Source organism: Alteromonas sp. NFXS44, assembly GCF_040148705.1.
Classification (GTDB): Bacteria; Pseudomonadota; Gammaproteobacteria; order Enterobacterales; family Alteromonadaceae; genus Alteromonas.
This window is the reverse complement of sequence record NZ_JAGDEA010000009.1, coordinates 25,125-47,770: the sequence shown is the minus strand read 5'-3', so window position 1 is coordinate 47,770 and position 22,646 is coordinate 25,125. Positions and strand designations below refer to the sequence as shown.

Genomic DNA, 22,646 nt, shown 5'->3' with positions numbered 1-22,646 from the left:
TCATCTTCACACTTACATATATCGGCGGGTAATACTTATTTATTAACTTTAATGACGGAATAACCTTCACTTTCAAGCATGGCGATAACGCCTTCGGCACCGGCCATATGCATGGTGCCAACCAGTACAAACTCTGTTTCCGGCGTGGTCAGGTACTCTTCAATGTGCGGGAGCCATGCTTTATTTCTGTTTGTCAGCATTTCATCGTACACCTCAGGATAGTCTGTTTTGAAGCTTTCCATGCTGTCGTTATACAGCGCCTGCATGTCACCGGTCAGCCAGTTTTCCTTCATCGGTTCCAGTGAGTCATTCATGGTTTCTAACTCTTCCAGGGTGTAGCGGATGTAGGCATCTTCGTCGCCTTCACTCAGTCCGGCCAGCATCATTAACTGCTGCTCAGGCGTTTCAAACCAGCCCACAGGCTTCTGGTCTTCCGTCGCGCGGGCGAAAAAGTATTTGTCGACGCCCTGACTGGTTAAACCTGCCCGCTGCATTTCCAGCATAGACAGCGAAATACCAAGGAATGATGCTTTCATCTTGCTTACCTGAGCTACCGGAATACCTCTTTCAGAGAGCCAGTCATACAGCATACTGAATGTTTCTTCAGATAAATCATCTTTGATTGTGCGTCCGTCCTGATAAGTCATCAGTTGCAATGTTTTACGGGTGAAATCCGGCGTATCCAGCGCATCCAGATCGGTTTCGAATATGACTTTACCGGATGCTTTGTAAGCGATGTCATATTCTGCCGGTAGCGGATAGTCCTGCGGGCTGAGGATATGCAGTGTGCCACCGAGATAGACGGTATTCCCGTTCTTGCTCACCTCCCAGACGGATGCTGAGAAAGCAGTGAGCGGCGTGGCCATACCCCATAAAGCCACTGCGGCTATAAAACCCTTTTTTAATCCTGTGAAGGCTGTTCGCATAATACTGAGTCCTTTGCTACGATTCCTCTTATAATGTGCTATGCAATTTACTGTTAAAGCTGTAAAAGTACAATTCTCAAATGTTTGTTTTCACCTGCGAAGGCCATCGCGGTGTATTTTCTGGATAAGTAGTCTGTCTGTGTTAAGTATCGTCCGTCAGTTTTCCGTTCCCTCTGCGCTGATCATCCTCTGGTTTATTGTGTTGTTTATGCAACCGGATCCGGCTGGCATCGTGGCAGAAAATAGTGCTTTTGCGTTACTCGGTGTTATCGGTGCTGTGTTTGCGAATGCAACCGGGGCCGGTGGCGGCGTTGTTTTTGTGCCGGTGTTCCACCATCTGGATTTTTCCCCTCAGAACATTGTGGCAACCAGTTTTGCCATTCAGTGCTGCGGTATGACGGCCGGTGCATTGAGCTGGTGGGCGTTTTTTCGAAACAAAGAAAAGCACAACGAACACTGGCAAATGTTACCGCAGGTGGTGGCACTCACAGTACCGGCTTCGGTGTGCGGTATCCTGATGGCACAGTTTGCTGCCGGCAGCATTCCGTTGTTGTCTTTCATTCAGGGTAACGTGAATGATTTGCACCTGGGCTTCGGGATTTTCTCTATTTTTCTGGCTCTGGTCATTTTTGCCAGTATCCCGTTATTAAAGAAAACCCGGTTCAGAAGTAGCCTCTCCATGGCTGAAACTGCGCTGTTGCCCGTGGTGGCGTTTGTTGGCGGAGCAGTAACCGCATGGTTGTCTGTCGGCGTCGGTGAGCTTGTTGCTGTATTTCTTATTCTGAGAGGCTTTCACGTTACCATGGCAATTGCTGTCGCTGTGATGCTGACTGCGTTTTCAGTATGGGGCGGGGTGATTTACCATGTCACTGAATCCTTAGCCATTGTCTGGCCGGTGGTACTGTTTGCCGGAGCAGGTGCAATCATTGGCGGCAGACTGGCTAAATATGTTGTGCTGGCATTTTCCGTACAGAAATTAAAATTGTTTTTCGGTTTATGGGTATTACTGCTGGGGATCAGCGGATTGCCGGTATTCTGAACGGAAAACTTTTCATCGGGAATGACGTATCAATGCTATGAGATTGATTTTTAACGCCCGGAGAACATTATGGCTGCAGATTTTTTACCGCAAAACCGTTATCAGGTTGCGCAACCTGCGTGGTCTGAAAACGCGGTCATCTATCAGGTCAATACCCGCCAGTTCAGTGCTGAAGGAAATTTTCAGGGCGTAATTAAAGGTCTTGAGCATATCAAAGCTTTGGGAGCAGACATCATTTATCTCATGCCGGTACAACCCATCGGCATTAAAAACCGCAAGGGGACGCTGGGCAGTCCCTATTCTGTAAAAGATTACTTTGCCATTAATCCCGAGTTCGGAGACGAGAACAGTTTCGCCGCACTTGTCAGTGAAATTCACCGGCTTGATATGAAGGTGATTCTCGACTGGATCCCTAATCACAGTGCCTGGGATAATCCCCTCACCGTGTCACATCCTGACTGGTATGCAAAAGATTATCAGGGTAATTTCAGACCGTCACCGTGGTGGGACTGGGACGATATTATTGAGTTTGATTACAGTGTGCCGGCCTTGCGCCGTTACATGACTGAGGCAATGTGTTACTGGGTAGAACGGTTTGATATTGACGGCTTTCGCTGTGATGTTGCCGGCTACGTACCCAATGATTTCTGGGCTCAGGCCAGAGCCGCGCTGGATGCTATTAAACCGGTTTTCATGCTGGCTGAATGGGAGAACCGCGACCTTCACGAACAAGCATTCAATATGACCTATGCCTGGAGCTGGAACGAGGCTATGCACGATATTGCTCAGGGCAGGGCATCGCTGGACAGGTTGAGAAAATACTATTCCTGGAACGAGCGCAGCTGGCCGGAGTCAGCCTACCGGATGACATTCGTCAGCAATCATGACAAAAATGCCTGGGATGGCACGCAGCATGAGCAGTTCGGACAAGCTCTGGAGGCTGCTATTGTGTTGTCTGTCACCGGCGAAGGTATGCCGCTTGTTCACAATGGTCAGGAAGCGGGTGAAAACAAACGTCTGGCCTTTTTTGAACGGGATCCCATCGACTGGCAGGACCATGCCATCGGCCATCTTTACCGTGAACTGATTAGTTTGAAAAAGCGCGTGAAGGCATTGTGGAACGGAAAAGCCGGTGCAACCATGTTGCAGGTAAACAGCAATGATCTGAAACGGGTTTTCAGTTACGTGCGCATGCAGGGAAAGGAGAAAATTCTGGTGTTGCTTAACTTATCCCCTGATACCGTTTCTCCCACCTTTGATGCCGGTCTGTATAACGGTCAGTACCGTGACGTGCTGAACCGTCAGGATATCGTGCTTGATGCTGCACAGCCGCCTATTTTGGCCCCCTGGGCCTATCGTGTTTACGAGGCGATATGAACATGAATTAAACTGGCCGGCCGGTCAGTGAATTCCTCCCCCATTTAGCTGATAATTCTGGCATACTACGCGCTTTGAATTTTTAGTGTTTGTTTATGCCTTCTGTATCTTCCCTGTTTACTGCTGACGGTTTACTGGCTAAGGCCATTCCGGGGTTTTCTCCCCGTGCCGCCCAGACGGACATGGCGCTGGCTGTGAAGTCAGCGCTGGACAATCAGCATTCGCTGATTGTTGAAGCCGGCACAGGAACAGGCAAAACCTTCGCTTATCTCGGTCCGGCATTGCTGGCTGAAGGTAAAGCAATCATTTCTACCGGAACGAAAAATCTGCAGGAGCAGCTTTACCACCGTGATTTGCCGGTGGTTAAAAAAGCGCTTGGCTCCCGCAGAAAAACAGCGTTATTGAAGGGCCGTTCGAATTATTTGTGTTTGCACCGCATGGGTCAGCATGGTGGTAATTCCACGCTGGTGGAAAAAGAAGTACTCGGACAGCTCTCAACGGTGAGAAGCTGGGCCGAGACCACCAAAACCGGTGATACCGGCGAACTGAAAACGTTGCCGGAAGATGCCAAAGTACTGCCCTTGATCACCTCAACAGTAGACAATTGCCTGGGACGTGATTGTCCCGAATATGAAGAGTGTTATCTGGTAAAAGCCCGTCGCAAAGCGTTGGAGGCTGATATCATTGTGGTCAATCATCACCTGTTTTTTGCTGACATGGCGCTTAAGGATACAGGCTTCGGTGAGCTCATCCCTGAAGCGGATGCCATCATTTTCGATGAGGCTCACCAAATCCCCGATATCGCCAGCGATTATTTTGGTGAATCCTTGTCCAGCCGTCAGTTACAGGAACTGGCAAAAGATATTAACGTGCTTTACCGCACAGTGCTGAAAGACGCAGAACAGCTGGATAAAGCCGCAGAAAAATGCCGGATTGCATCAGCCGATTTGCGCCTGCTGTTTCCGGAAAATCCTGAACGAGGCAACTGGGCCGAAGCGCTGGACAGAGATGACATACAAACTCAGGTCGCCAGATTAAAAGACGGCATCGGTGTGCTTCATGAAGTGATCAAACTGCACCTTGGCAGAGACAAAGATCTGGATAATATTTACGAGCGGGTAGTGCAGACACGGGAACAGCTTGACGCGTTATGTGATGCTGAACAGCAGGGCGTGAGCTTGTGGTATGAAACCACGCAAAGACACCTTATCCTGCATCTCACGCCGTTATCCATTGCTGCGAAATTCCGCCGGTTTATCAATGCCGTGCCAAGGGGATGGGTTTTCACATCTGCAACCTTAACTGTCGATGGCGGCTTTACCCACTTCCAGAAACGGATGGGACTGGACGACGCCAAAACTCTGGAACTGGAAAGTCCGTTTAACTACAAAGAGCAGGCAATGCTCTGTGTGCCGAGGTTCCTGCCGGAGCCGAACAGTTTTGCCATGAAAGACACGTTGTTCGAAACGGCGAAACGTCTGATTAAGGCCAGTAAAGGCCGCTGTTTCTTGCTTTTCACCAGCCACGCCATGCTCCGTGAAATCGCTAAAAGGCTGGAGTTTGAGGTACCTAACAAGCTGCTGGTGCAGGGAACCACGACAAAGCAGGCACTGCTGGATGCTTATCTGGCAGATGAAAGTGCGGTGTTGCTCGGGACCGGTGCGTTCTGGGAAGGGGTTGATGTTCGTGGCAATGACCTTATATGCGTGATGATTGATAAACTGCCTTTTGCTTCACCGGATGATCCGCTGTTACAGGCGCGCATGGAAGATGTGAAAAAGCGGGGAGCAAATCCCTTCGCTGCAATTCAGATCCCGCAGGCAGTCATTACGTTAAAGCAGGGGGCGGGACGGCTTATCCGTGATCCCACCGACAAAGGCGTACTGGTTATTTGTGATAACCGTCTGGTGACCAAACCCTATGCACAAACATTTGTATCAAGTTTACCTGATATGCAGAGAACACGTTCGCTGGACAAAGTTGAATCGTTTCTGCAAGCGATTAAATAGCCCGGAGTTTTATGATTTTACTTGCCATTGATACCGCTACTGAAGCCTGCTCTGTTGCGGTGAAAACCGAAAACGGTATTTCTCACCGTTTCGAAATTTGTCCGCAGCAACATAGTCAGCGATTGTTACCTATGGTTGATGAGGTAATGAAAGAAGCCGGTGTGAGCTTAACAGACACCGGCGGGCTGGTTTACGGTCGCGGGCCCGGCAGTTTCACCGGCGTTCGCATTGCCACCGGCATGATTCAGGGACTGGCTCTGGGCACGGGCCTGGAAGTCGCAGGTGTCAGCACCCTTACCGCGATGGCACAGCAGGTAATAGATACGCAGGGTGCCTGCCGTATTGCCTGCGCCATTGATGCGCGCATGGGTGAAGTGTACTTTGCACAATTTTCTAATGTAAACGGTCAGGCTGAGTTAACCGGTGAAGAGCAGGTATGTCCGCCCGAACACGCTGCAACGCTGCTCTCCGGAGATTTTGCCCGTGCCGGAACCGGCTGGATGGCCTATGATGAACTTAAGCAGTTTGGTGATGAGCCACCGCAAGTACTGTATCCCGACGCATTGCACATGCTGAAACCCGGCGAAGGGATGTTTGCCGGAGGCATGGCCACCGGTGTGGATAACATTGAACCTGTTTATCTGCGGGATAAAGTGACGTGGAAAAAGCTTCCCGGCAGGGAATAGTGGTGCGTTTTTTGCGTGACATTGTATTCGGGCTAAAATAAGCTTAAATATTCAGTAAACGCCACTCAGCGTTGCTTACAGCTTACTTAAACCCGTTGTCAGCTAACCGTCAATTACAAAAACAGGAACTCATACAGCGTGGAAATTCAGTCCGGCTTCAGTATTATCAGACCTGATCAGGCGCCCCGCCGGGAGCAGCCTGAGAAAGTGGATGCCAGACAGAAAGAACCTGTTCAAAGTGTTGAAGGTATCGTTGTACCTGAACCGGTGCGCAGCAGCCAGTCTGATGATGTACTGAACTCTGCAAAGAAATTTCAGCAGCAAACCGGTTACGACCAGCCGGAAGGCAAAGGTCAGCAGGCCACTGCAGCCTATCAGAGCCTTGAACGGGAGGCACAGCGCGATTCCATCCGTCAGCTCCTCGGTGTAGACATTTACGCCTGACCTCCTTATTCTTGAATCTGGTCTGCTCACCCCGATTAGTTTCGTTTTTCAGGCCATTGTTCAGGTTGCATTCAGTTTGCAACGTCATAATTAATGAAGTTTATCTTTTAGCATTCCGGGGCGTTTATGTTGCGTAAAATTTTTCTGCTGGTGGCGGTAGTCTTAGCAACCGGTTGTACCATTATTCCTGAAGATATCCGCGTACCGGACGACACCAATCTGGTCTCCTACAACAAAGCGGTTACCGGCGGTGATGGCGTGAAGGGCAAAATGGCCCGTTGGGGCGGTGTGATCGTTGGCGTGGAGAACAAGGAAAACAAGACCTGGGTTGAAGTGGTCAATTTTCCTCTGAATCACTACGGGCGTCCGAATACGTTTGAAGAAACCATTGGCCGCTTCAAAGTGGAACTTGATGGTTTTGTTGATCCGATTAATTTCGAAGAAGGCCGCTCCGTCACCTTCATCGGTGCTGTGGAACGTCCTGTTGCCGGCATGGTCGGTGAACAGCCTTACATGTATCCGCGCATCAAGGGTGAAAACTTTCATATGTGGCGTCAGGATTCACTGAACTACGTACACCCCATGTTCTTTGACTACCGTATGGGCTGGTACTCACCGTTCTACTATTCATTTTACCGTCCGTATTATTCGCCCTATACGTTTGGCGTCGGTTTCTCCCGCGGGTATTACAGAAGTGCTTATCCCAATGTCTCGCCGGTACGGGTTTCAGTTACCCGCAGTGGCAACAAGGGGACGATCAGCCGGCCTTCAACATCGACCCGCAGCAGCGTAAGCAGACCGGTAACCAGAACTTCCACGCCGGCTAATGGCGGTGCAAGACAAAATCTGAAGTAATCCGGCGGCAGGTTTATTCCTTATAAAGCGGCAATTCATTGCCGCTTTTTTCTTATTTTTGCCGCATCCGGAGGGGCGTAAACATGTTAGAAACCGAATTTCAGGCCGGTGAACTCAAGCTGGCTGCACTGGACAATCAGGGAGCCGGAACTGTTGTTATCGGTTTGCACGGCTATCTCGATAATGCAGCATCACTGGCGCCGCTGGCGCCTTATCTGCAATCCTGCCGCTTCATCGCACTGGATTTACCGGGACACGGTCAGTCTGCCCACCGGCCGGCCGGTGCCCATTACCACCAGTTTGATTTCCTGCAGGATTTATACGCGCTCATCAAAGAGAATCAGTTTGAAAATGTGATCCTGCTGGGTCACTCACTGGGCGGTATTCTGGCGACACTTTATGCCGCTGTGTTTCCTGAACAGGTGAAAGCAGTGATTTCCATAGATGCCTGCGGACCGCTTACTCTGGATCCGCAAACAAGCGCTGAACAGGTCAGGGAGTCTGTCATCAGTCGTGATAAGAAGCGGCGAAATAAACTGAATATGGTGGATTTGGATGCTGCGGTGAAAGCCCGTTGCGCTGTTGCTGATATCCGGCCTGAACATGCCCGGGCAATTCTATCCCGTAATCTGACGCAGGATGCATCCGGCCATTGTTTCTGGGCGAGCGACCCCCGCGTACGCACAAAATCTACCCTGCGGCTGACTGAGCCACAGGCAGAATCGTTCATGCGAAGCATAGAATGTCCGGTATTGTTTCTGGCCGCGGACAGCAGCTTTAAAAAGGTTGAGCAGGTTTATGCGAAAAGGCACAACTGGTTTAGTCACAGTCAGTGTAAAACTTTTGCCGGCGGCCATCACATTCATATGGAAAAAACAGACGAAATCGGCTGCGAAATTCGTCAATTTGTTGAGCAATTGTAAATAGTGGCGTTTATCTTTTCTTTATCATCCTATAATATACGGAAGAAATCAGACCAGTTGTGAAATATTGGTTAAAGTTTGTGCTTTTTTGCAAATATAAAAATAAAAGTTACCGGAGGGTGTGTGGAAAAAATTTGGCTTGAGCATTACGACCCAAGTGTTTCGGCAGAAATTAACCCTGATCGATATGCCTCTATCGTAGATATTTTTGAACAGTCTGTAACGACCTGGGGCGATAAAACCGCTTACATGAATATGGGTCACAGCATGACTTTCAATGAGCTGGACGTGTTGTCTGCTCAGTTTGCGGCTTATCTGCAAAATAGTGGCTTAGAGCGTGGCGATGCTGTCGCCATCATGATGCCAAATTTGTTGCAATACCCTGTTGCTATGTTCGGCGTATTACGGGCCGGACTCACTGTCATTAACGTGAACCCGCTTTATACCGCCCGCGAATTAAAGCACCAGTTAAACGATGCCAATGCCAAAGCCATTGTTATTGTCGATAACTTTGCTGCCACGCTGGAAAGTGTGATTGCTGATACACCGGTGAAAAAAGTACTGCGCACGGCGTTAGGGGATATGTTACCGGCTCCTAAGCGCTGGATAGTAAACCTGGCGGTGAAGCACGTGAAAAAGATGGTGCCGGAGTTTTCTCTGCCACAAGCTGAGTCGTTCATGTCAGCAGTGAAAGCCGGCGCCAGTCACACTTATAAGCGTCCTGAGATAACAGGGGACGACCTGGCATTTTTACAATATACCGGCGGTACAACAGGCGTATCGAAAGGGGCGATGCTGACACACCGTAATATGATTGCAAACCTGGAACAGGTATCGGGTATTCTCGAAATCGTCATTGAGCCCGGTGAAGATGTCGTTGTTACTGCATTACCGCTGTATCACATCTTTGCATTACTGGCGAACTGCCTGTTGTTCCTTAAATTTGGTTGTCCGAACCTGCTTATTACCAACCCGAGAGACATGCCGGGTTTTGTGAAAGAGTTGTCGAAGCACAAATTTGCCATTTTACCCGGGGTGAACACCCTGTTTAACGGCCTGCTTAATACACCGGGATTCAGTGAACTTGATTTCTCCGGTTTTAAGTTCGGTCTGGGGGGCGGTATGGCCGTGCAGCGTCCTGTGGCTGAACGCTGGCAAAAAGTCACCGGCACGGTACTGCTTGAGGGTTACGGCCTGACTGAGTGTTCGCCGGTGGTGGCGGTTAATTCACCTACCATTAAGGCTTATAAAGGCGCTATCGGTATGCCGGTACCTTCCACAGAAATCCGTCTGCTGGATGATAACGGCAATGATGTGCCCTTAGGTGAAGCCGGTGAAATGTGGGTCAAAGGGCCGCAGGTCATGAAGGGCTATCTGAACCGTCCCGAAGCTACAGAAGAAATTCTTAAAGATGGCTGGCTGGCAACAGGGGATATTGCGAAGTCAGACAATGAAGGTTACTTCTATATTGTTGACCGTAAAAAAGATATGATCCTGGTCTCCGGCTTCAATGTGTTCCCGAATGAGATTGAAGAAGTGGCTGCCATGCATGATGATGTGGTGGAAGCGGCTGCTATCGGTGTGCCTCACGAAGTCAGTGGTGAAGTCGTGAAGTTATTTGTAGTTGCTAAGGACAAGAGCCTGACCGCTGAAACGGTTATTGCACATTGTCGTAAGCACCTCACCGGCTATAAAGTGCCGAAACACGTTGTCTTTAAAGACGAACTGCCAAAAACCAATGTAGGCAAAATTCTGCGTAGAGAACTGAGGGACTGAGTTCACCGTGACTTTACGCAACTAATTGGGACAGCCGGCATCATTGCCGGCTGTTTTTTTATGATGAAATATACCTTAATAACCGACGAAATTGCGCTGAAAGCTGTGTGTGATAAGGCTTCTGCCGCTGAAGCAGTTGCCATAGATACTGAATTCGTTCGTACCCGTACCCTGACGCCGCAGCTGGGACTATTGCAGTTGTTCGACGGTGAGCAACTGGTACTTATCGATCCGCTGGCGATTAATGATTTAAGCCCGTTTGTGGCATTAATGACAAATCCGGATGTGATCAAAGTGCTGCATTCATGCTCAGAAGATCTGGAAACATTTCTGGCAGCATTCGGTGTAATACCTGCGCCGGTATTCGATACTCAATTTGCAGCAAGTGTGCTTGGCATGGGCGCAACCCTGGGTTATGCACGGCTGGTGGAACTGATGAGTGACGTAGTGCTGGACAAAGGGGAGTCCCGCACTGACTGGCTGGCAAGACCGTTACGGGAAAGTCAGCTGGTGTATGCCGCCAATGATGTGCTGTATCTTTTACCTGTGTACTTACAACTGAAAGAACAAATCGAAGCTGCCGGTAAATTTGATTGGGTAACGCAGGAAATTGCTGCACTGGGAGAAAAGAAGGCTGCACAAATTCCTCTTGAGCAGGCCTACCTTGTGCTGAAAAATACCTGGCGGCTTAATCCTGAACAACTCACGGTGTTTCGCCATCTTGCAGGCTGGCGGCTTAAGGTTGCCCGTGAAAAAAATCTGGCCCTCAACTTTGTGGTCAGAGAAAGTCAGCTTTTCGATATGGCAGTAAAAATGCCGTTAAGCCGCACTGCGCTGAGTCGTATCGAAGGGTTGCAGCCGCAAACCCTCCGTCGTTACGGTGAAACGCTTACCGCCCTGGTGGCTGAAGCGAAATCCCTTTTTGAAGATACCCCCGTAGACAAACAATTACCCCGTATGCGCAGGCTGATTGACTATCCCGAATATAAAAAGCATCTGGCGGCTATTAAGCGCCTGTGTGCAATGGTTGCCGCAGAGCAGGGCGTGTCAGAGGACGTTGTGGCCTCTAAAAAACAAATCAATCAGCTGTTAAAATGGCAATGGTTTGAACTGGATGAAACCCGCGTGCAGGGGCTTCTGCCTGATCTGCTGAGTGGCTGGCGCCGTCCTCTGCTGGAAAAGGGGCTGGCCTCATTATTAGGGCCGCTGGCTTTCACCCGTTAAGAAATAATGCAGGATTGAATATGCTTTGTGCAATTTATAAAACCCGCCGGAAAGAAGGCATGTACTTATACGTGCCCGGCAAAAATGCTTTCGGTGATGTACCGGAAATACTGATGGAGAAATTTGGCACGCCGGAACTGGTGATGTTGATTTCCCTGGATAAACGGCCGCAGCTTGCCGGTGTCAGTAAAGCTGATCTGGAAGTTGCGCTGAAAGAAAAAGGCTTTTATCTGCAAATGCCGCCAAAAGCGGAAGACATGCTGGCCGCTCACCGCACAGAGCTTGGTCTGACGCCCCATGTGGATGAAAAACGGTGATGAAGGCATTGTTCTCAGTCAGCCCTGTTGTATTGTTCACCGTTTTTTTAATGCTGGCTTTTCCGGTTTCAGCAGAAGAAAAAAACGAAGCAGGATTTAAAGTCTGGTTACAGTCTCTGAAGCAGGAAGCATTGGAAAAAGGCTATACGGCAGAACTGGTGGACAAAGCGCTGGATACTGCCACATTTCGTCCCACCGTTGTAAAGGCAGATAAAAATCAGCCGGAGAAAAAAATCACGCTGGATGATTATCTGGCTACCCGCGTGCCGGACTGGAAGGTCAAGCAGGCAATTACCCTGTATCGTGAGCATCAGTCTCTGCTGGATGAAATCGGCAGCAAATATGGTGTTCAGCCCCGCTTTATTGTCGCTTTATGGGGTAATGAGTCTAACTTCGGTAAAATCCAGGGCAACTATCCGGTGTTCCCTGCAGTGCTGTCTTTAGCCTATGAAGGGCGTCGTGAAGCGATGTTCAAAAAGCAGTTCTATGCTGCACTGGATATCATCCGTGATGGTCATATCGGTATTGAAGCGCTGAAAGGCTCCTGGGCCGGTGCGATGGGCCAGAGTCAGTTTATGCCCGTGTCTTTTTTAAATTATGCCGAGGATTATGACGGTGACGGCAGAAAAGACATCTGGACTACGCCGGCAGATGTGTTTGCCTCTATCGCTAATTTTCTTGCCAGCGAAGGGTGGGACGATGACTATACCTGGGGCCGGCAGGTTAAGTTCGTTGACGGTTATGACGGTGCACATTCAGGCTTTGCAAAAGAAGATTTCGTGCCGTTAACAGTATGGCAGGAAAGGGGCGTACGTAAATTTGATTTATCAGACTTACCTGCTGCCGGTATCAAAGCCTCTCTTATCATGCCGGACGGCATCGATGGCCGTTTATACCTTGTCTATAATAATTTTCATACGCTGATGAAGTGGAACCGTTCATCGTATTTCGGCGTGTCGGTCAGTTATCTGGCAGACCGGATCAGCAAAGGGGAATAACATGTATCAACATCTCAATATTCAGGGCCAGCCTGTTCCTTTGCCTGTGACACGTGCCCTGTGTATCGGCCGCAACTATCTTGATCATATTCAGGAGCTGAACAACACTGTGCCGGATGAAGCCTTGTTGTTTATGAAGCCGGCTCCGGCACTTTGCCATTTGTCTGAACCCGTAGTGATCCCTTCAGATAAAGGCGAATGCCATAACGAACTTGAAGTGGCAATCTTGCTGAGTCAGTCACTGTGTAAAGCGACGCCTGATGACGCGCTGGCCGCTATTTGGGGCGCAGGGCTCGCCCTTGACTTGACCTTACGTGATGTACAAAGTGAACTCAAAGCGCAGGGCTATCCCTGGGAGCGTGCCAAAGCCTTTGATCGCAGTTGCCCGGTTTCGGCTTTTGCTCCGTTGACGCAAACCGGAGATCTTACTGACATTCATTTCACCCTGACCGTGAATGATACCGTGCGTCAGCAGGGGCATACAGCAATGATGATACGGCCGGTGGCGGAGCTTATCGCAGAAATGTCTCACATCTTCACCCTGCAACCCGGCGATATAATTCTCACCGGAACGCCAAAAGGCGTAGGCCCGCTGAATGCCGGTGACAGGATCCGCGCAGAGATGGATGAATTAATGTCTGTCGAAACGAATGTGGTGATGTGATGACACCGTTCTGGGAAACGAAGACGCTTGATGAAATGACCGTTGCTGAGTGGGAATCACTGTGTGACGGTTGTGCAAAATGTTGTCTGCATAAGTTCATTGAAGATGACGATGCTGAAGAAGCCGCGCCAACGGATACCCTGAATCAGGGAGAGGAAATTCACTATACCAACATTGCCTGTTCGCTTCTGAATACCAAAACCTGTGGCTGTACCCGCTATGCAGAGCGCACAAAGCTGGTTCCTGATTGTGTAAAGCTGACCAAAGAGAATCTCAAGGATATTTTCTTTATGCCGCCAAGTTGCAGCTACCGGCGATTACATGAAGGTCGCGGGCTGCCGTCCTGGCATCCGCTGCTGAATAAAGGCAAGAAAGCCAAAATGCATCAGGTCGGGATGTCTGTGAGAGGGAAAACGGTATTTGAAACGGATGTGGATTTAGATGCGTTTGAAGATTATATCGCCAGTTGGCCTTTGCACGACGCAGACTGATATCCGGCTATTCGTTCGTTAACGCGTAAAGCAATGCATGTCTGCCGCAAATACGTTTGCGGCAATAACCTTCCTTTTCTGCCCCCAACTTTTCAGCAACACGTAAACTGGCTTTGTTATTGGGTTCAATAAACAACTCCAGACGAAATAAATCCATCTGATCAAAAGCCAGTTTCTTCAAAGCCTGGCAAAGTTGTACAGCCAGACCCTGTCCGCATGCCTCAGGCCGGATCCAGAAACCCAGATTGGCGTTACGGTGCAAGGGATGGATATAGTTTATCAGTCCCATGCCAAGGCAACGGTTGTCCATCACCAGCAGGTAGGTGATACCGTAACCCTGCTCACGCTGATTTTCCAGCGTGGTCAGACACTGACGGGCCTGCGCGGGAGTGACAGGGCACAGATCTGTACCCATCCATGGCCGCACATGACCGACTGATTGCTGAGACGCTTCACACAACATATCGGCATGTTTTTGCCCGGCCCGTTCAATACTGATGGGGCTGGTTGTGGTTGCAATGGCAGGAAGCCGCGATGGCAGGGTACTTAAGTCAATCAAAAGGGTTTCTTGTCCAGTAAACGACAGCCAAACACGATAACGAATACGGCAGCGTAAATCCCGAAGATCACCATCATCCACTCAGGCATACCCAGTCCGGCAACACGCCAGCCGTCATCCAGGCAATCCCCTTTTGCTTCAAATATGGCTGGTAACCAGTCGTAAAGAGGCATAAATGAAGGGAAGTTTGGCACTATTTCGCAACTGGCAAACAGAGAAGTACTGTGAATGATATCGTACTGTTCACGGGCGATCATAAATCCCCATACCGAGGAAACCGCCCAACCGGCGAAAGCCAGCATCCGCGTCAGGCCATGATTCACAATAACGACCAGTAAACCGGACAACAAAATACCGATAACCGCTGTACGCTGATAAATACACATCACACAGGGTTGCAGGCCATTAACATGCTGAAAATACAATGCTGCAGACAACAGTCCTGCGGCAGATAAAAATAAAAGAAGCCAGGCGGGTTTATACTCCGCCTGGCGACTAATCCATTGAATGAGATTCATTGTTGCAATAAAAACCTTAGTGCGGTTCAGCGCCTGATACTGGCATCGTAGCTGAATGGTGCTCAATAAGTTGCATATCGTATAGCGCTTGTGTGGCATCTGCCAAGCCAAAATAGGTGGCTGCCAGTCCTACTAAGGTGAGTACCACGGTGTAAGGCAGCGCCATCACTACCATTTTTCCGTAGGACAAGCGCAACAGCGGGGCAATGGCCGACGTTAACAGGAATAAAAATGCTGCCTGACCGTTAGGTGTCGCTACAGAAGGCAGGTTCGTACCTGTATTGATAGCGACAGCCAGTAAGTCGAACTGGTCACGGGTGATCTGGCCTTCCTGCAGCGCTGCCATCACTTCCGTAATGTACACAGATCCTACAAACACGTTGTCACTGACCATCGACAGCACACCGTTGGCAAGATAGAACATCACAAGCTGGGTTTCGCCTTCGAAAGACAGTACCCAGTGGATAACCGGCTGGAACAGGCCCTGGTCGATAATTACCGCAACCACACCGAAGAAAATACATAGCAATGCTGTGAACGGCAGGGCTTCTTCAAACGCTTTACCTAACGCATGCTCTTCAATAATACCGCTGGCAGATGTTGCCAGAACAATGACTGACAAACCGATAAGACCAACAGAAGCAAAGTGACCCGCAAGTCCCACAACCAGCCAGACACCAATTAACGCCTGAACGGCCAGACGGGCTTTATCGCGGTTAGTACGGCCTTCATCCATATGTTTGTCGTAGGACACAAGAATGTCTCTTACTGCCGCCGGTAGCTGGGCGCCATAGCTGAACAGTTTCGTTTTCTCCAGAATCATCGTGGTGGCCAGACCGCATACGAATACGGGTAAGGTAATCGGTGCCATTCGGGTAAAGAACTCAACGAAGTCCCAACTCGCTTTATCAGCAATAATCAGGTTTTGCGGTTCACCTACCATGGTCATTACGCCACCCAGTGCAGTACCTACCGCTGAGTGCATCATCAGGTTACGCAGGAAAGCACGGAAGTTCTCCAGATCATCACGACCCAGATTCGACACACCGTCATCGTCTGTGTGGTCATGGTCGTGGTGAAATTCTTTGCCGGAGGCGACTTTGTGGTAAATCGTGTAGAAGCCCAGCCCCACCGCAATAATGACCGCGACAACCGTCAATGCGTCAAGGAAAGCAGATAAAAACGCGGACGCTGCAATAAAAGACAGCGACAACACCATCTTGTTTCTTACCCTTATTACCAGCTTGGTAAACAGGAACAGCAGCAGATCTTTCATGAAGTGAATACCGGCGACCATAAAGACCAGCAACAGCAGTACCTCAAGGTTCACTTCAATTTCATGCATCATATGTTCGGGCGAGGTCATGCCAATGAACATCGCTTCAATCAGCAAAAGACCACCCGGTTGTAAAGGATAACATTTCAGTGCCATCGCCAGCGTGAAGATAAACTCGATGACCAGTGTCCAACCCGCGAGGTATGGATCTACCATGAAAAGGAAAGGATTGAGAATAAGGAACGCTACAATTGTTTTTTTGTACCAGTCCGGCGCGTGCCCGAGAAAGTTCTTATAAAGCGCCATAGGTAGCGATGTTTGCATAGTTAATTTTCCTTTAACAACTTGTTGCGATGTGAATGTAATTATTATCGTAAATCTTGTCCAGCGAATGTTGGACATTAGCCAAGTTATGGTTTTTAGTGGCTTTTATCACATCTGGTACACTCATAACCAAACTCTACCTGAAAAAAACAGCTTGAGAAAGCTGCCGCAGGCCTCAGTTAGTATAACTTATATCAGTTTTATGACTGATTAATTGATTGTGTTAAAGAAAATTCCTCTGGTACAATGAGTTTGACAATAAAAAGAGATTCAGGCGAGTCACCTATGATTTATAAAGCCCAGAGCCCGGCAGGTTTTGCTGAAGAGTATATTGTTGAGTCTATCTGGAGTGGTCGTTTCCCTCCCGGGACCATTCTTCCTGCAGAACGGGAGCTGTCCGAGCTTATTGGTGTAACACGCACCACGTTACGCGAAGTATTACAACGACTCGCCAGAGACGGCTGGTTGACGATTCAGCATGGTAAACCCACAAAAGTGAACAACTTTTGGGAAACTTGTGGTCTGAATATTCTGGAAACCTTGGCCCGTCTCGATCAGGACGGTATTCCCGAGCTGGTGGATAACCTGCTGGCCGCCCGTACGAATTTAAGCGCAGTGTTTATTCGTATGGCAATCCGGAATAACCCTGAAGACTCTGCGGAAATTATCGCCCGGTATCTGAATATTGAAGAAGACGGCAAAGAATTTGCGCATTTTGATTATCAGTTAAACCACGATCTTGCGCTGGCATCCGGCAATAAAGTATTTGTTCTGATGATGAACGGCTTCCGCGGATTGTATTCCCGCATCGGTGGTTACTTTTTTGCCCAGCAATCCGCCCGTGATGTGGCGAAAGATTTCTACGGTAAACTGTTAGCGGCAGCGAAGTCCGGAGACCACGAGAGTGTTCCTGCGCTGATCCGCCAGTATGGAATCGCGTCAGGTAAAGTGTGGGCACAAATCCGCGAAGATATGCCAAAAGATCTCGTTGACTAATCATTCTGTTTTATCCTGAAAGCCCGGTATCCGCCGGGCTTTTTGCTATCTGCTTTTCGAATCTCCCGGGCTTGCGGTAAAGCCTTTACTTACATTATGCTGGGATCCGTTTTACCCGTCATGTTGTTTTCTTGATGTCGCCGCACGCCGGTGAAGTCAATGCCGGTGGTGTTCAGAACGGGTCAGCCGGCCCTGAATCAACCTCTCAGACAGTAAGGAAACACAATGAACCTCAATCCCGTTGGCTGGTTTGAAATTTACGTCAGTGATATGTCCCGGGCACAAACCTTCTATGAATCTGTTTTTATGTGTGAGTTAGAGACAATCTCTGTACCTGCGGATGAATCGCTGGTCATGAAAGGATTTGGCTCTGACATGACGGCTTACGGAGCCAGCGGCGCGCTGGTCAGTATGGAAGGAATGACACCGGGCGGTACGGGCACACTGGTCTACTTCTCCTGTGATGACTGTGCCATTGAATGTGCCCGTGTACCCAAAGCAGGCGGCACGGTCATTAAAGAAAAATTTCCGATTGGCGAATATGGCTTTGTCGCACTGCTGCAGGATAGTGAAGGCAATATGATTGGTCTGCATTCGCAAAAATAAACGGGATTAGTATGCGCTTTCTAACTTTTCATTTTATGGTTGTGTCAGATGAAGCGAATTCCACAAGGAGATCCGAAAATGACCAAATCAGATACCATTAAAAGCAAATTGAACGATGCTGAAGATTTCGCCCGCAAAGTCTGGCTTGCCGGACTGGGCGCCTACGGTAAGAGTGTTGAAGAAGCACAGGGCCGTTACGAAAAGCTGAGCACTGAAGCGTCTAAAATGTTCGATGAATTAGTGAAAAAGGGTGAAACTTTAGAAGATGACGCCCGTACTAAATTCAAAGAAACCACTGACGATGTTGAAAGCCGAGTGAGTGATGTACGTCAGAAGCTGGGACTTGATACGGATAATACAGATCATCGTATCGAAGAGCTTTCAGCCAAAATTGACGCATTGACAGAAGCGGTTGCCAAGCTGGCAGCGAATAAATAATGTCAGATTGCCGTGTGTCCGGCACAACGGGCACGCGGTGTTTTCGCCGCTACGATTTCTTCAGTATAAAGGAAAAGTGATGGTACAGAAAAATAAGCCAAACGGTCCGTTGACCGGCTGGATTGAAGCCGGCTCCGAACTTATCGCTGAGCAGTTGTCCGGTGTGACTGAACAGATTAACCGTCAGCTTGATGCGCAAAAAAAATCCTTTGATGAACTGCAGCAACGGGGTGCCAGGATAGATGCACATCTCCGGTCATCTTTATCGCCTTCGGCTGTTTTTGCCAATATGGAACAGTTAGTCAAAACCAGTCCGCTCTGGTCATTTGTGCCGTCTTTCACGGCAAAGCGTGATAAACGTGAGCAACAACTTGATGTGTTGTCGGCGAAAGTGGATGTGCTGGTAGAACAGGTAGCGTTACTGGCGGCAAAGCAGGCACAAGAAAAAGCTGAGGCAAAACAGGAAGCTGAAGCTTCTGCCAGAGTGGAAACGAAAGATGTAGCTGAAAAAGTTGATTCCGCTGCGACAGCAGCAAAGACTGCCAGTGCAGAGCCGCCGGAGAAGCCTTCACGGAGACCTTCAACCCGGAAGAAAACGGTGACTTCCACTCCCGGAGCGAGACCCCGCTCGGTATCTTCAGTTCGCCCTAAAGCAAGGTAACGCTCACAGCCTGTCTGTTATCCGGGTTTGCCGGGTAATCGCAGGCCTGCCGGGCGATGAGTGATCCTGACGGCTTCGCATCTGTTGTCTTTGAGAGGGTAGCGAAAGCGCTACCCTTTTTTCGTGTTCAATAACTTAGCCCTCGTTTTAGGATTGCTGAGCAAAATAGCCAGCGCCAGAAATATCAAACCCACAGTAAGATAGTATGGTTGTTCAAGCCCTTCCACAAAATAGGCTGCGAACAAAAGAAAGGCTGAAAATAGAAGAATGTAAGGCGTTATCCGTTTCATGTATTACTCTCCGGTGAAGGGGGGCAGTTGTCCGCAGTTAAACTGCCCCAAATTCTGACTATGGTGTCGTTAAGTTTGTCGCAATATCCACAGCAGTAATATCGATCATGCCTGCTAAGCCTGATTTTTAAGCTCGCGACCAAATTTATAAAATTAAAATGTCAAATAAAACTGAGCCCGGGGCGGGGATTTCAATGATTGATGACTATCACCGCCAGATAGATTGGTTTTTGCGGTCGGCAAAGAAGTCGTGGGGTTCCCAGAATGCCGGAATGTGTTCGTCCACATCGGCGATGGTGAAGTTCTTTTTCAACTGACTCATGATTTCTGTCATGCGTGCGCGGTCAATTTTCATCAGTTTTTGTTTGGTGGCGTTAAAGAACAGATTTCTGTCTTTCGCTACCCGTTCTTCTTTGCCGGCAGCAAAAAAGGTCAGGTTTCTGGACACAATTTTGCAAACCGGTTCAGCAGGATGCTCCGGGTTTAACCGGGACACGATGGCATATTCATACTGGTCTTTTTCCTGACCTTTTTCATTCACCGGAATGAAGCACACACCGAATCCCTGAGGGAAATAGCCCACAATATTGATGAAGTGCTCAGCGAGCCTGCTGTTAACACTTTTTTGTTTCGCCATTTGTTCAATCAGCATATAACCCTTCGGCAGCATAGAGCGGTTATAGCCGGGTTTGGTGGACAGGACGATGGAGGAATAGACCTGCGGGATTTTTAAAATATCGCCGATTCCGGATTTACCGGTGAATGTGTCCTGCATCAGTTCCATAAGAAAGCCGTGGGGGCCTTTGTTCTGTTCACAACTGATAAAGGAAATACCGTCTCTGATAAAGGTCAGTGTTTGCTGATAGTTAATCTTTAACAGTTGCTTGCGAAAAGATTCATCCAGTTCTCTGAACGGATCATCTTCGCCGTCTTCCCCGTACAGAATGCGCACAGCCTCTTCATGATAAAGTCCGATGTCCTGAAAAATAGCCGCTGCGATGACAGGGGTGGCGATGAAGTTTGCCCATTCCCGCATTTTTACTTCATCGGTAAACCGTTCAAGTACGCCGGCATATTTTGATAGATAGCTATGTTTTACGCTGCTGTCTGCCAGCACTTTGTCACTTAATCTGAGAGCAAGTACGGCTTTATAAAGCGGTTTAAGCCGTTGATGATAGCGGGCGTAATTGCCATCTTTACCCCGCGTGAGCAGAAGTAATGTGCCCAGAAAGCGGGAGCTGGCGGTCTGGGTCTCATAATAAGTTTCCCCTTCACTCAGGGAAATTATCTGCGACGCAATAGTGATTATCAGGCGCTGGCGATCTGCCTGTTCTTTCTCAAGTTGCTGCACCGCGGTTTTGTGTTGCTTCTTCAGATCTTCCAGCACGGCAATGTTTGCCCTGGTTTCGCTGACAACTTTGACTTCCTGTGCCAGGCCCTGAATGCGCTTTTTAAGGTCTGCGGTAACCGCATAAAAGTGTCTGGCGTATGTCACCACTGAGGGCTTTGCCGTATCCACAGGATCGACAAGTTCAATGAGTTTTTTGACTTTGCTGACATACTGGCTGTCAGCCTGAGTGGCATTGCGGTTCACGGCATTCCTGAGCGTTAAAATACTCCGGGTCTTCCTTTCCGGTTTTTTATCAGTGCCCTGATTCCCTGGCTTCCCGTTCTTTTAGCTTAGTTAAATATAAGCGTAACGTCTCGCTAATTTTAGTATTTCTTTCAATAACATCAATGTGCTCCCAGGTAGCCTTCTCGCCGCTGCGTATCAGCGATGTAATACTTTCTGAAGTCGGGTTGGCGAGGATCTGACTGAGACTCCTGAGCTGCTTATGAGGAAGAATATTAATATTGCCTACGTACTGCTGGTCAATAACCGACCGTACTTTATGAATTGCGAGGCGGGCAGCCTTGTTACCGGTGAGGTTCTCAAGCATGTCGAACGCAAAAATGCTGTTAGACTTTGCCAGTTGACTGACGTGGCGGAATGTCAGTCCGGTCAGTGTGGTAGCGCCGGCGCGGTTCGAAGACAAAAAAGGCACAGCGAGTGGATTTGTCTGGCTGACAATGCTGTGGTTAACACCGTATAACCGTGACAACTGTCTGAAAGGCAAATCCGCCATGAGTGAGCCGTCCACGAACCTGCGGTTAGGGATGTACGGTATGATGTCGCCGGCAGCATTTTTAGCGCGTAGTTGCACCGGGCTGAAAAATAACGGGACGGCGGTGGAAGCCCGCACAGCCTGAGTAATAATAGCATTCGGAGACGTTTTGGCGTTAAGTACCCGTGATTGCTGATGTAAATCCATCGGTGATACTGAAATGTTGATATGACGCCCGGTCTTACTGAAAGCCTCTTCAAAGGTCATCAGCTCAAACAATTCAATGAGGGTGTTTTCCAGTGCTGTGGCATCCAGCAGCGACTTCCTGCCAAACCCTGACCATTTTCTCCAGTAACGAAACTTACTCAGAATAAACTCAGGAGACAGGGCTTCCTGCAGTTCCTGCTGGTTTTTTGTGCCAATCATAGCAGCGATAATAGCACCGGCACTGGCGCCTGATATCACGGTGGGCAACAGGTTGTGTTCATTGAGGGATTTCACTACACCGGCGTGAAAAAATCCCAGACCGGCACCACCGGACAGCATCAGACAGGAACGGCCGAATGCATGGGCCGTCTCTTCAAAAAACTGCTTTTTATGGAAAAAGTCCACCACAGACTCATCAGCCCGGTAAATGGCATCGAGTGCCATCACCACTTCGCTGATAAAGGTTTCGATAAGCTGCTTGGTGCCCGTTTTACTGTGTGTAAGCAGGGCAGGGTTGGCGATATTACCCAGATTGCCATGCAATCCTTCATGGAGTACCGACATCAGGCCGGTCACATCCTGTAACTTTCTGGCTGACTGCATGCGTTGAACACGCTTTCGTATCAACCGGTAGTCATAATCTCTGCTGGCTTCTTTTCGCTTCCAGTTTTCTGCGCCGGTCAGGGCGTCGTGGGCCAGGCAGGCTTCACGGTATTCAGCATAATCAGAAGCCTGTTCAATATCCTGCTCTATTGCATTCGATTTTGAGAAAAATATCATAATACCGGCCTCTTACTGATCTTTGGAAACGCATCACTTGCAGTGATATTAACCAGCCTGGCAGGAATAATTTGAATGCTCTACCTAATTTTGAACGCATGGCGCAGATCAAGCTTTCACCGCAAAAGGTTTGCTAAATATGCAATCTCCCTTTAGC

At 49.0% G+C, this 22,646-nt stretch carries 23 protein-coding genes; 17 read left to right on the top strand and 6 right to left on the bottom strand.

Annotation, left to right across the window (positions count from 1 at the left end; all coding sequences use genetic code 11):
• Positions 1-35: 35 nt before the first annotated feature.
• Positions 36-926 (bottom strand): TraB/GumN family protein, encoded by an 891-nt coding sequence (locus J3369_RS13490; RefSeq protein WP_349587762.1) that lies wholly within the window; start codon positions 924-926, stop codon positions 36-38.
• A 139-nt stretch (positions 927-1,065) separates the two neighbouring features.
• On the opposite strand from J3369_RS13490, the gene J3369_RS13485 reads away from it, so the two are divergent.
• From J3369_RS13485 to J3369_RS13425, 13 genes are all read left to right on the top strand, one after another.
• Positions 1,066-1,965: a sulfite exporter TauE/SafE family protein gene (locus J3369_RS13485; protein ID WP_303575413.1), complete on the top strand. Its 900-nt coding sequence runs from the start codon at positions 1,066-1,068 to the stop codon at positions 1,963-1,965.
• 69 nt (positions 1,966-2,034) lie between these two features.
• Positions 2,035-3,342: an alpha-amylase family glycosyl hydrolase gene (locus tag J3369_RS13480; protein WP_349587758.1), complete on the top strand. Its 1,308-nt coding sequence runs from the start codon at positions 2,035-2,037 to the stop codon at positions 3,340-3,342.
• Between the two features lie 95 nt (positions 3,343-3,437).
• Positions 3,438-5,351, top strand: a complete 1,914-nt coding sequence (gene yoaA / locus J3369_RS13475) for a DNA repair helicase YoaA (RefSeq protein WP_349587755.1) — start codon at positions 3,438-3,440, stop codon at positions 5,349-5,351.
• An 11-nt stretch (positions 5,352-5,362) separates the two neighbouring features.
• A complete protein-coding gene (tsaB, locus tag J3369_RS13470; RefSeq protein WP_349587752.1) occupies positions 5,363-6,037 on the top strand; it encodes a tRNA (adenosine(37)-N6)-threonylcarbamoyltransferase complex dimerization subunit type 1 TsaB in 675 nt (224 codons plus the stop codon).
• 138 nt (positions 6,038-6,175) lie between these two features.
• Positions 6,176-6,481 (top strand): hypothetical protein, encoded by a 306-nt coding sequence (locus J3369_RS13465; protein ID WP_303575407.1) that lies wholly within the window; start codon positions 6,176-6,178, stop codon positions 6,479-6,481.
• Positions 6,482-6,607: 126 nt separating this feature from the next.
• Entirely contained in the window at positions 6,608-7,336 is a 729-nt protein-coding gene (locus tag J3369_RS13460; RefSeq protein ID WP_232373368.1) for a Slp family lipoprotein, read from the top strand.
• Positions 7,337-7,419: 83 nt separating this feature from the next.
• Positions 7,420-8,259: an alpha/beta fold hydrolase gene (locus tag J3369_RS13455; protein WP_349587749.1), complete on the top strand. Its 840-nt coding sequence runs from the start codon at positions 7,420-7,422 to the stop codon at positions 8,257-8,259.
• 123 nt (positions 8,260-8,382) lie between these two features.
• Entirely contained in the window at positions 8,383-10,035 is a 1,653-nt protein-coding gene (gene fadD, locus J3369_RS13450; RefSeq protein WP_349587747.1) for a long-chain-fatty-acid--CoA ligase FadD, read from the top strand.
• A gap of 63 nt (positions 10,036-10,098) precedes the next feature.
• Positions 10,099-11,259 (top strand): ribonuclease D, encoded by a 1,161-nt coding sequence (gene rnd, locus J3369_RS13445; protein ID WP_502877453.1) that lies wholly within the window; start codon positions 10,099-10,101, stop codon positions 11,257-11,259.
• A gap of 20 nt (positions 11,260-11,279) precedes the next feature.
• On the top strand, positions 11,280-11,576 hold the full coding sequence (locus J3369_RS13440) for a YcgL domain-containing protein (protein ID WP_303575399.1): 297 nt from the start codon (positions 11,280-11,282) through the stop codon (positions 11,574-11,576).
• Positions 11,576-12,574, top strand: a complete 999-nt coding sequence (locus tag J3369_RS13435; RefSeq protein WP_502877452.1) for a lytic murein transglycosylase — start codon at positions 11,576-11,578, stop codon at positions 12,572-12,574. Before J3369_RS13440 ends, J3369_RS13435 begins: the two co-directional genes overlap by 1 nt.
• A gap of 1 nt (position 12,575) precedes the next feature.
• Entirely contained in the window at positions 12,576-13,238 is a 663-nt protein-coding gene (locus tag J3369_RS13430) for a fumarylacetoacetate hydrolase family protein (protein WP_303575398.1), read from the top strand.
• Positions 13,238-13,729 (top strand): YcgN family cysteine cluster protein, encoded by a 492-nt coding sequence (locus J3369_RS13425; protein ID WP_349587741.1) that lies wholly within the window; start codon positions 13,238-13,240, stop codon positions 13,727-13,729. Before J3369_RS13430 ends, J3369_RS13425 begins: the two co-directional genes overlap by 1 nt.
• A gap of 7 nt (positions 13,730-13,736) precedes the next feature.
• Here the strand turns inward: J3369_RS13425 and J3369_RS13420 are convergent, their stop codons facing one another.
• Genes J3369_RS13420 through nhaB form a run of 3 tightly spaced genes read right to left on the bottom strand, consistent with a single transcriptional unit; the run spans position 13,737 to position 16,406 of the window.
• Positions 13,737-14,288, bottom strand: coding sequence for a GNAT family N-acetyltransferase (locus tag J3369_RS13420; RefSeq protein ID WP_349587739.1), 552 nt, complete (start codon positions 14,286-14,288; stop codon positions 13,737-13,739).
• Positions 14,285-14,806: a disulfide bond formation protein DsbB gene (gene dsbB, locus J3369_RS13415; protein ID WP_119501854.1), complete on the bottom strand. Its 522-nt coding sequence runs from the start codon at positions 14,804-14,806 to the stop codon at positions 14,285-14,287. The genes J3369_RS13420 and dsbB overlap by 4 nt, the downstream gene beginning before the upstream one ends.
• Positions 14,807-14,822: 16 nt before the next feature.
• Positions 14,823-16,406 carry a sodium/proton antiporter NhaB gene (nhaB, locus tag J3369_RS13410; protein WP_349587736.1) on the bottom strand — a complete coding sequence of 528 codons (1,584 nt, stop codon included), beginning with the start codon at positions 16,404-16,406 and terminating at the stop codon, positions 14,823-14,825.
• 285 nt (positions 16,407-16,691) lie between these two features.
• Here nhaB and fadR point away from each other — a divergent pair, with 285 nt between their 5' ends.
• From fadR to J3369_RS13390, 4 genes are all read left to right on the top strand, one after another.
• A complete protein-coding gene (fadR, locus tag J3369_RS13405) occupies positions 16,692-17,402 on the top strand; it encodes a fatty acid metabolism transcriptional regulator FadR (protein ID WP_303575394.1) in 711 nt (236 codons plus the stop codon).
• A gap of 225 nt (positions 17,403-17,627) precedes the next feature.
• Positions 17,628-18,008 (top strand): VOC family protein, encoded by a 381-nt coding sequence (locus J3369_RS13400; protein WP_119501851.1) that lies wholly within the window; start codon positions 17,628-17,630, stop codon positions 18,006-18,008.
• A 78-nt stretch (positions 18,009-18,086) separates the two neighbouring features.
• Positions 18,087-18,446 (top strand): phasin-related domain-containing protein, encoded by a 360-nt coding sequence (locus J3369_RS13395; protein WP_119501850.1) that lies wholly within the window; start codon positions 18,087-18,089, stop codon positions 18,444-18,446.
• A gap of 79 nt (positions 18,447-18,525) precedes the next feature.
• Positions 18,526-19,107, top strand: coding sequence for a hypothetical protein (locus J3369_RS13390; protein WP_349587731.1), 582 nt, complete (start codon positions 18,526-18,528; stop codon positions 19,105-19,107).
• A gap of 498 nt (positions 19,108-19,605) precedes the next feature.
• Here J3369_RS13390 and J3369_RS13385 read toward each other — a convergent pair whose 3' ends face one another.
• Positions 19,606-20,991 (bottom strand): hypothetical protein, encoded by a 1,386-nt coding sequence (locus tag J3369_RS13385; RefSeq protein ID WP_349587728.1) that lies wholly within the window; start codon positions 20,989-20,991, stop codon positions 19,606-19,608.
• A gap of 49 nt (positions 20,992-21,040) precedes the next feature.
• Positions 21,041-22,492: a DUF3336 domain-containing protein gene (locus tag J3369_RS13380; RefSeq protein ID WP_502877451.1), complete on the bottom strand. Its 1,452-nt coding sequence runs from the start codon at positions 22,490-22,492 to the stop codon at positions 21,041-21,043.
• Positions 22,493-22,646 lie beyond the last annotated feature (154 nt).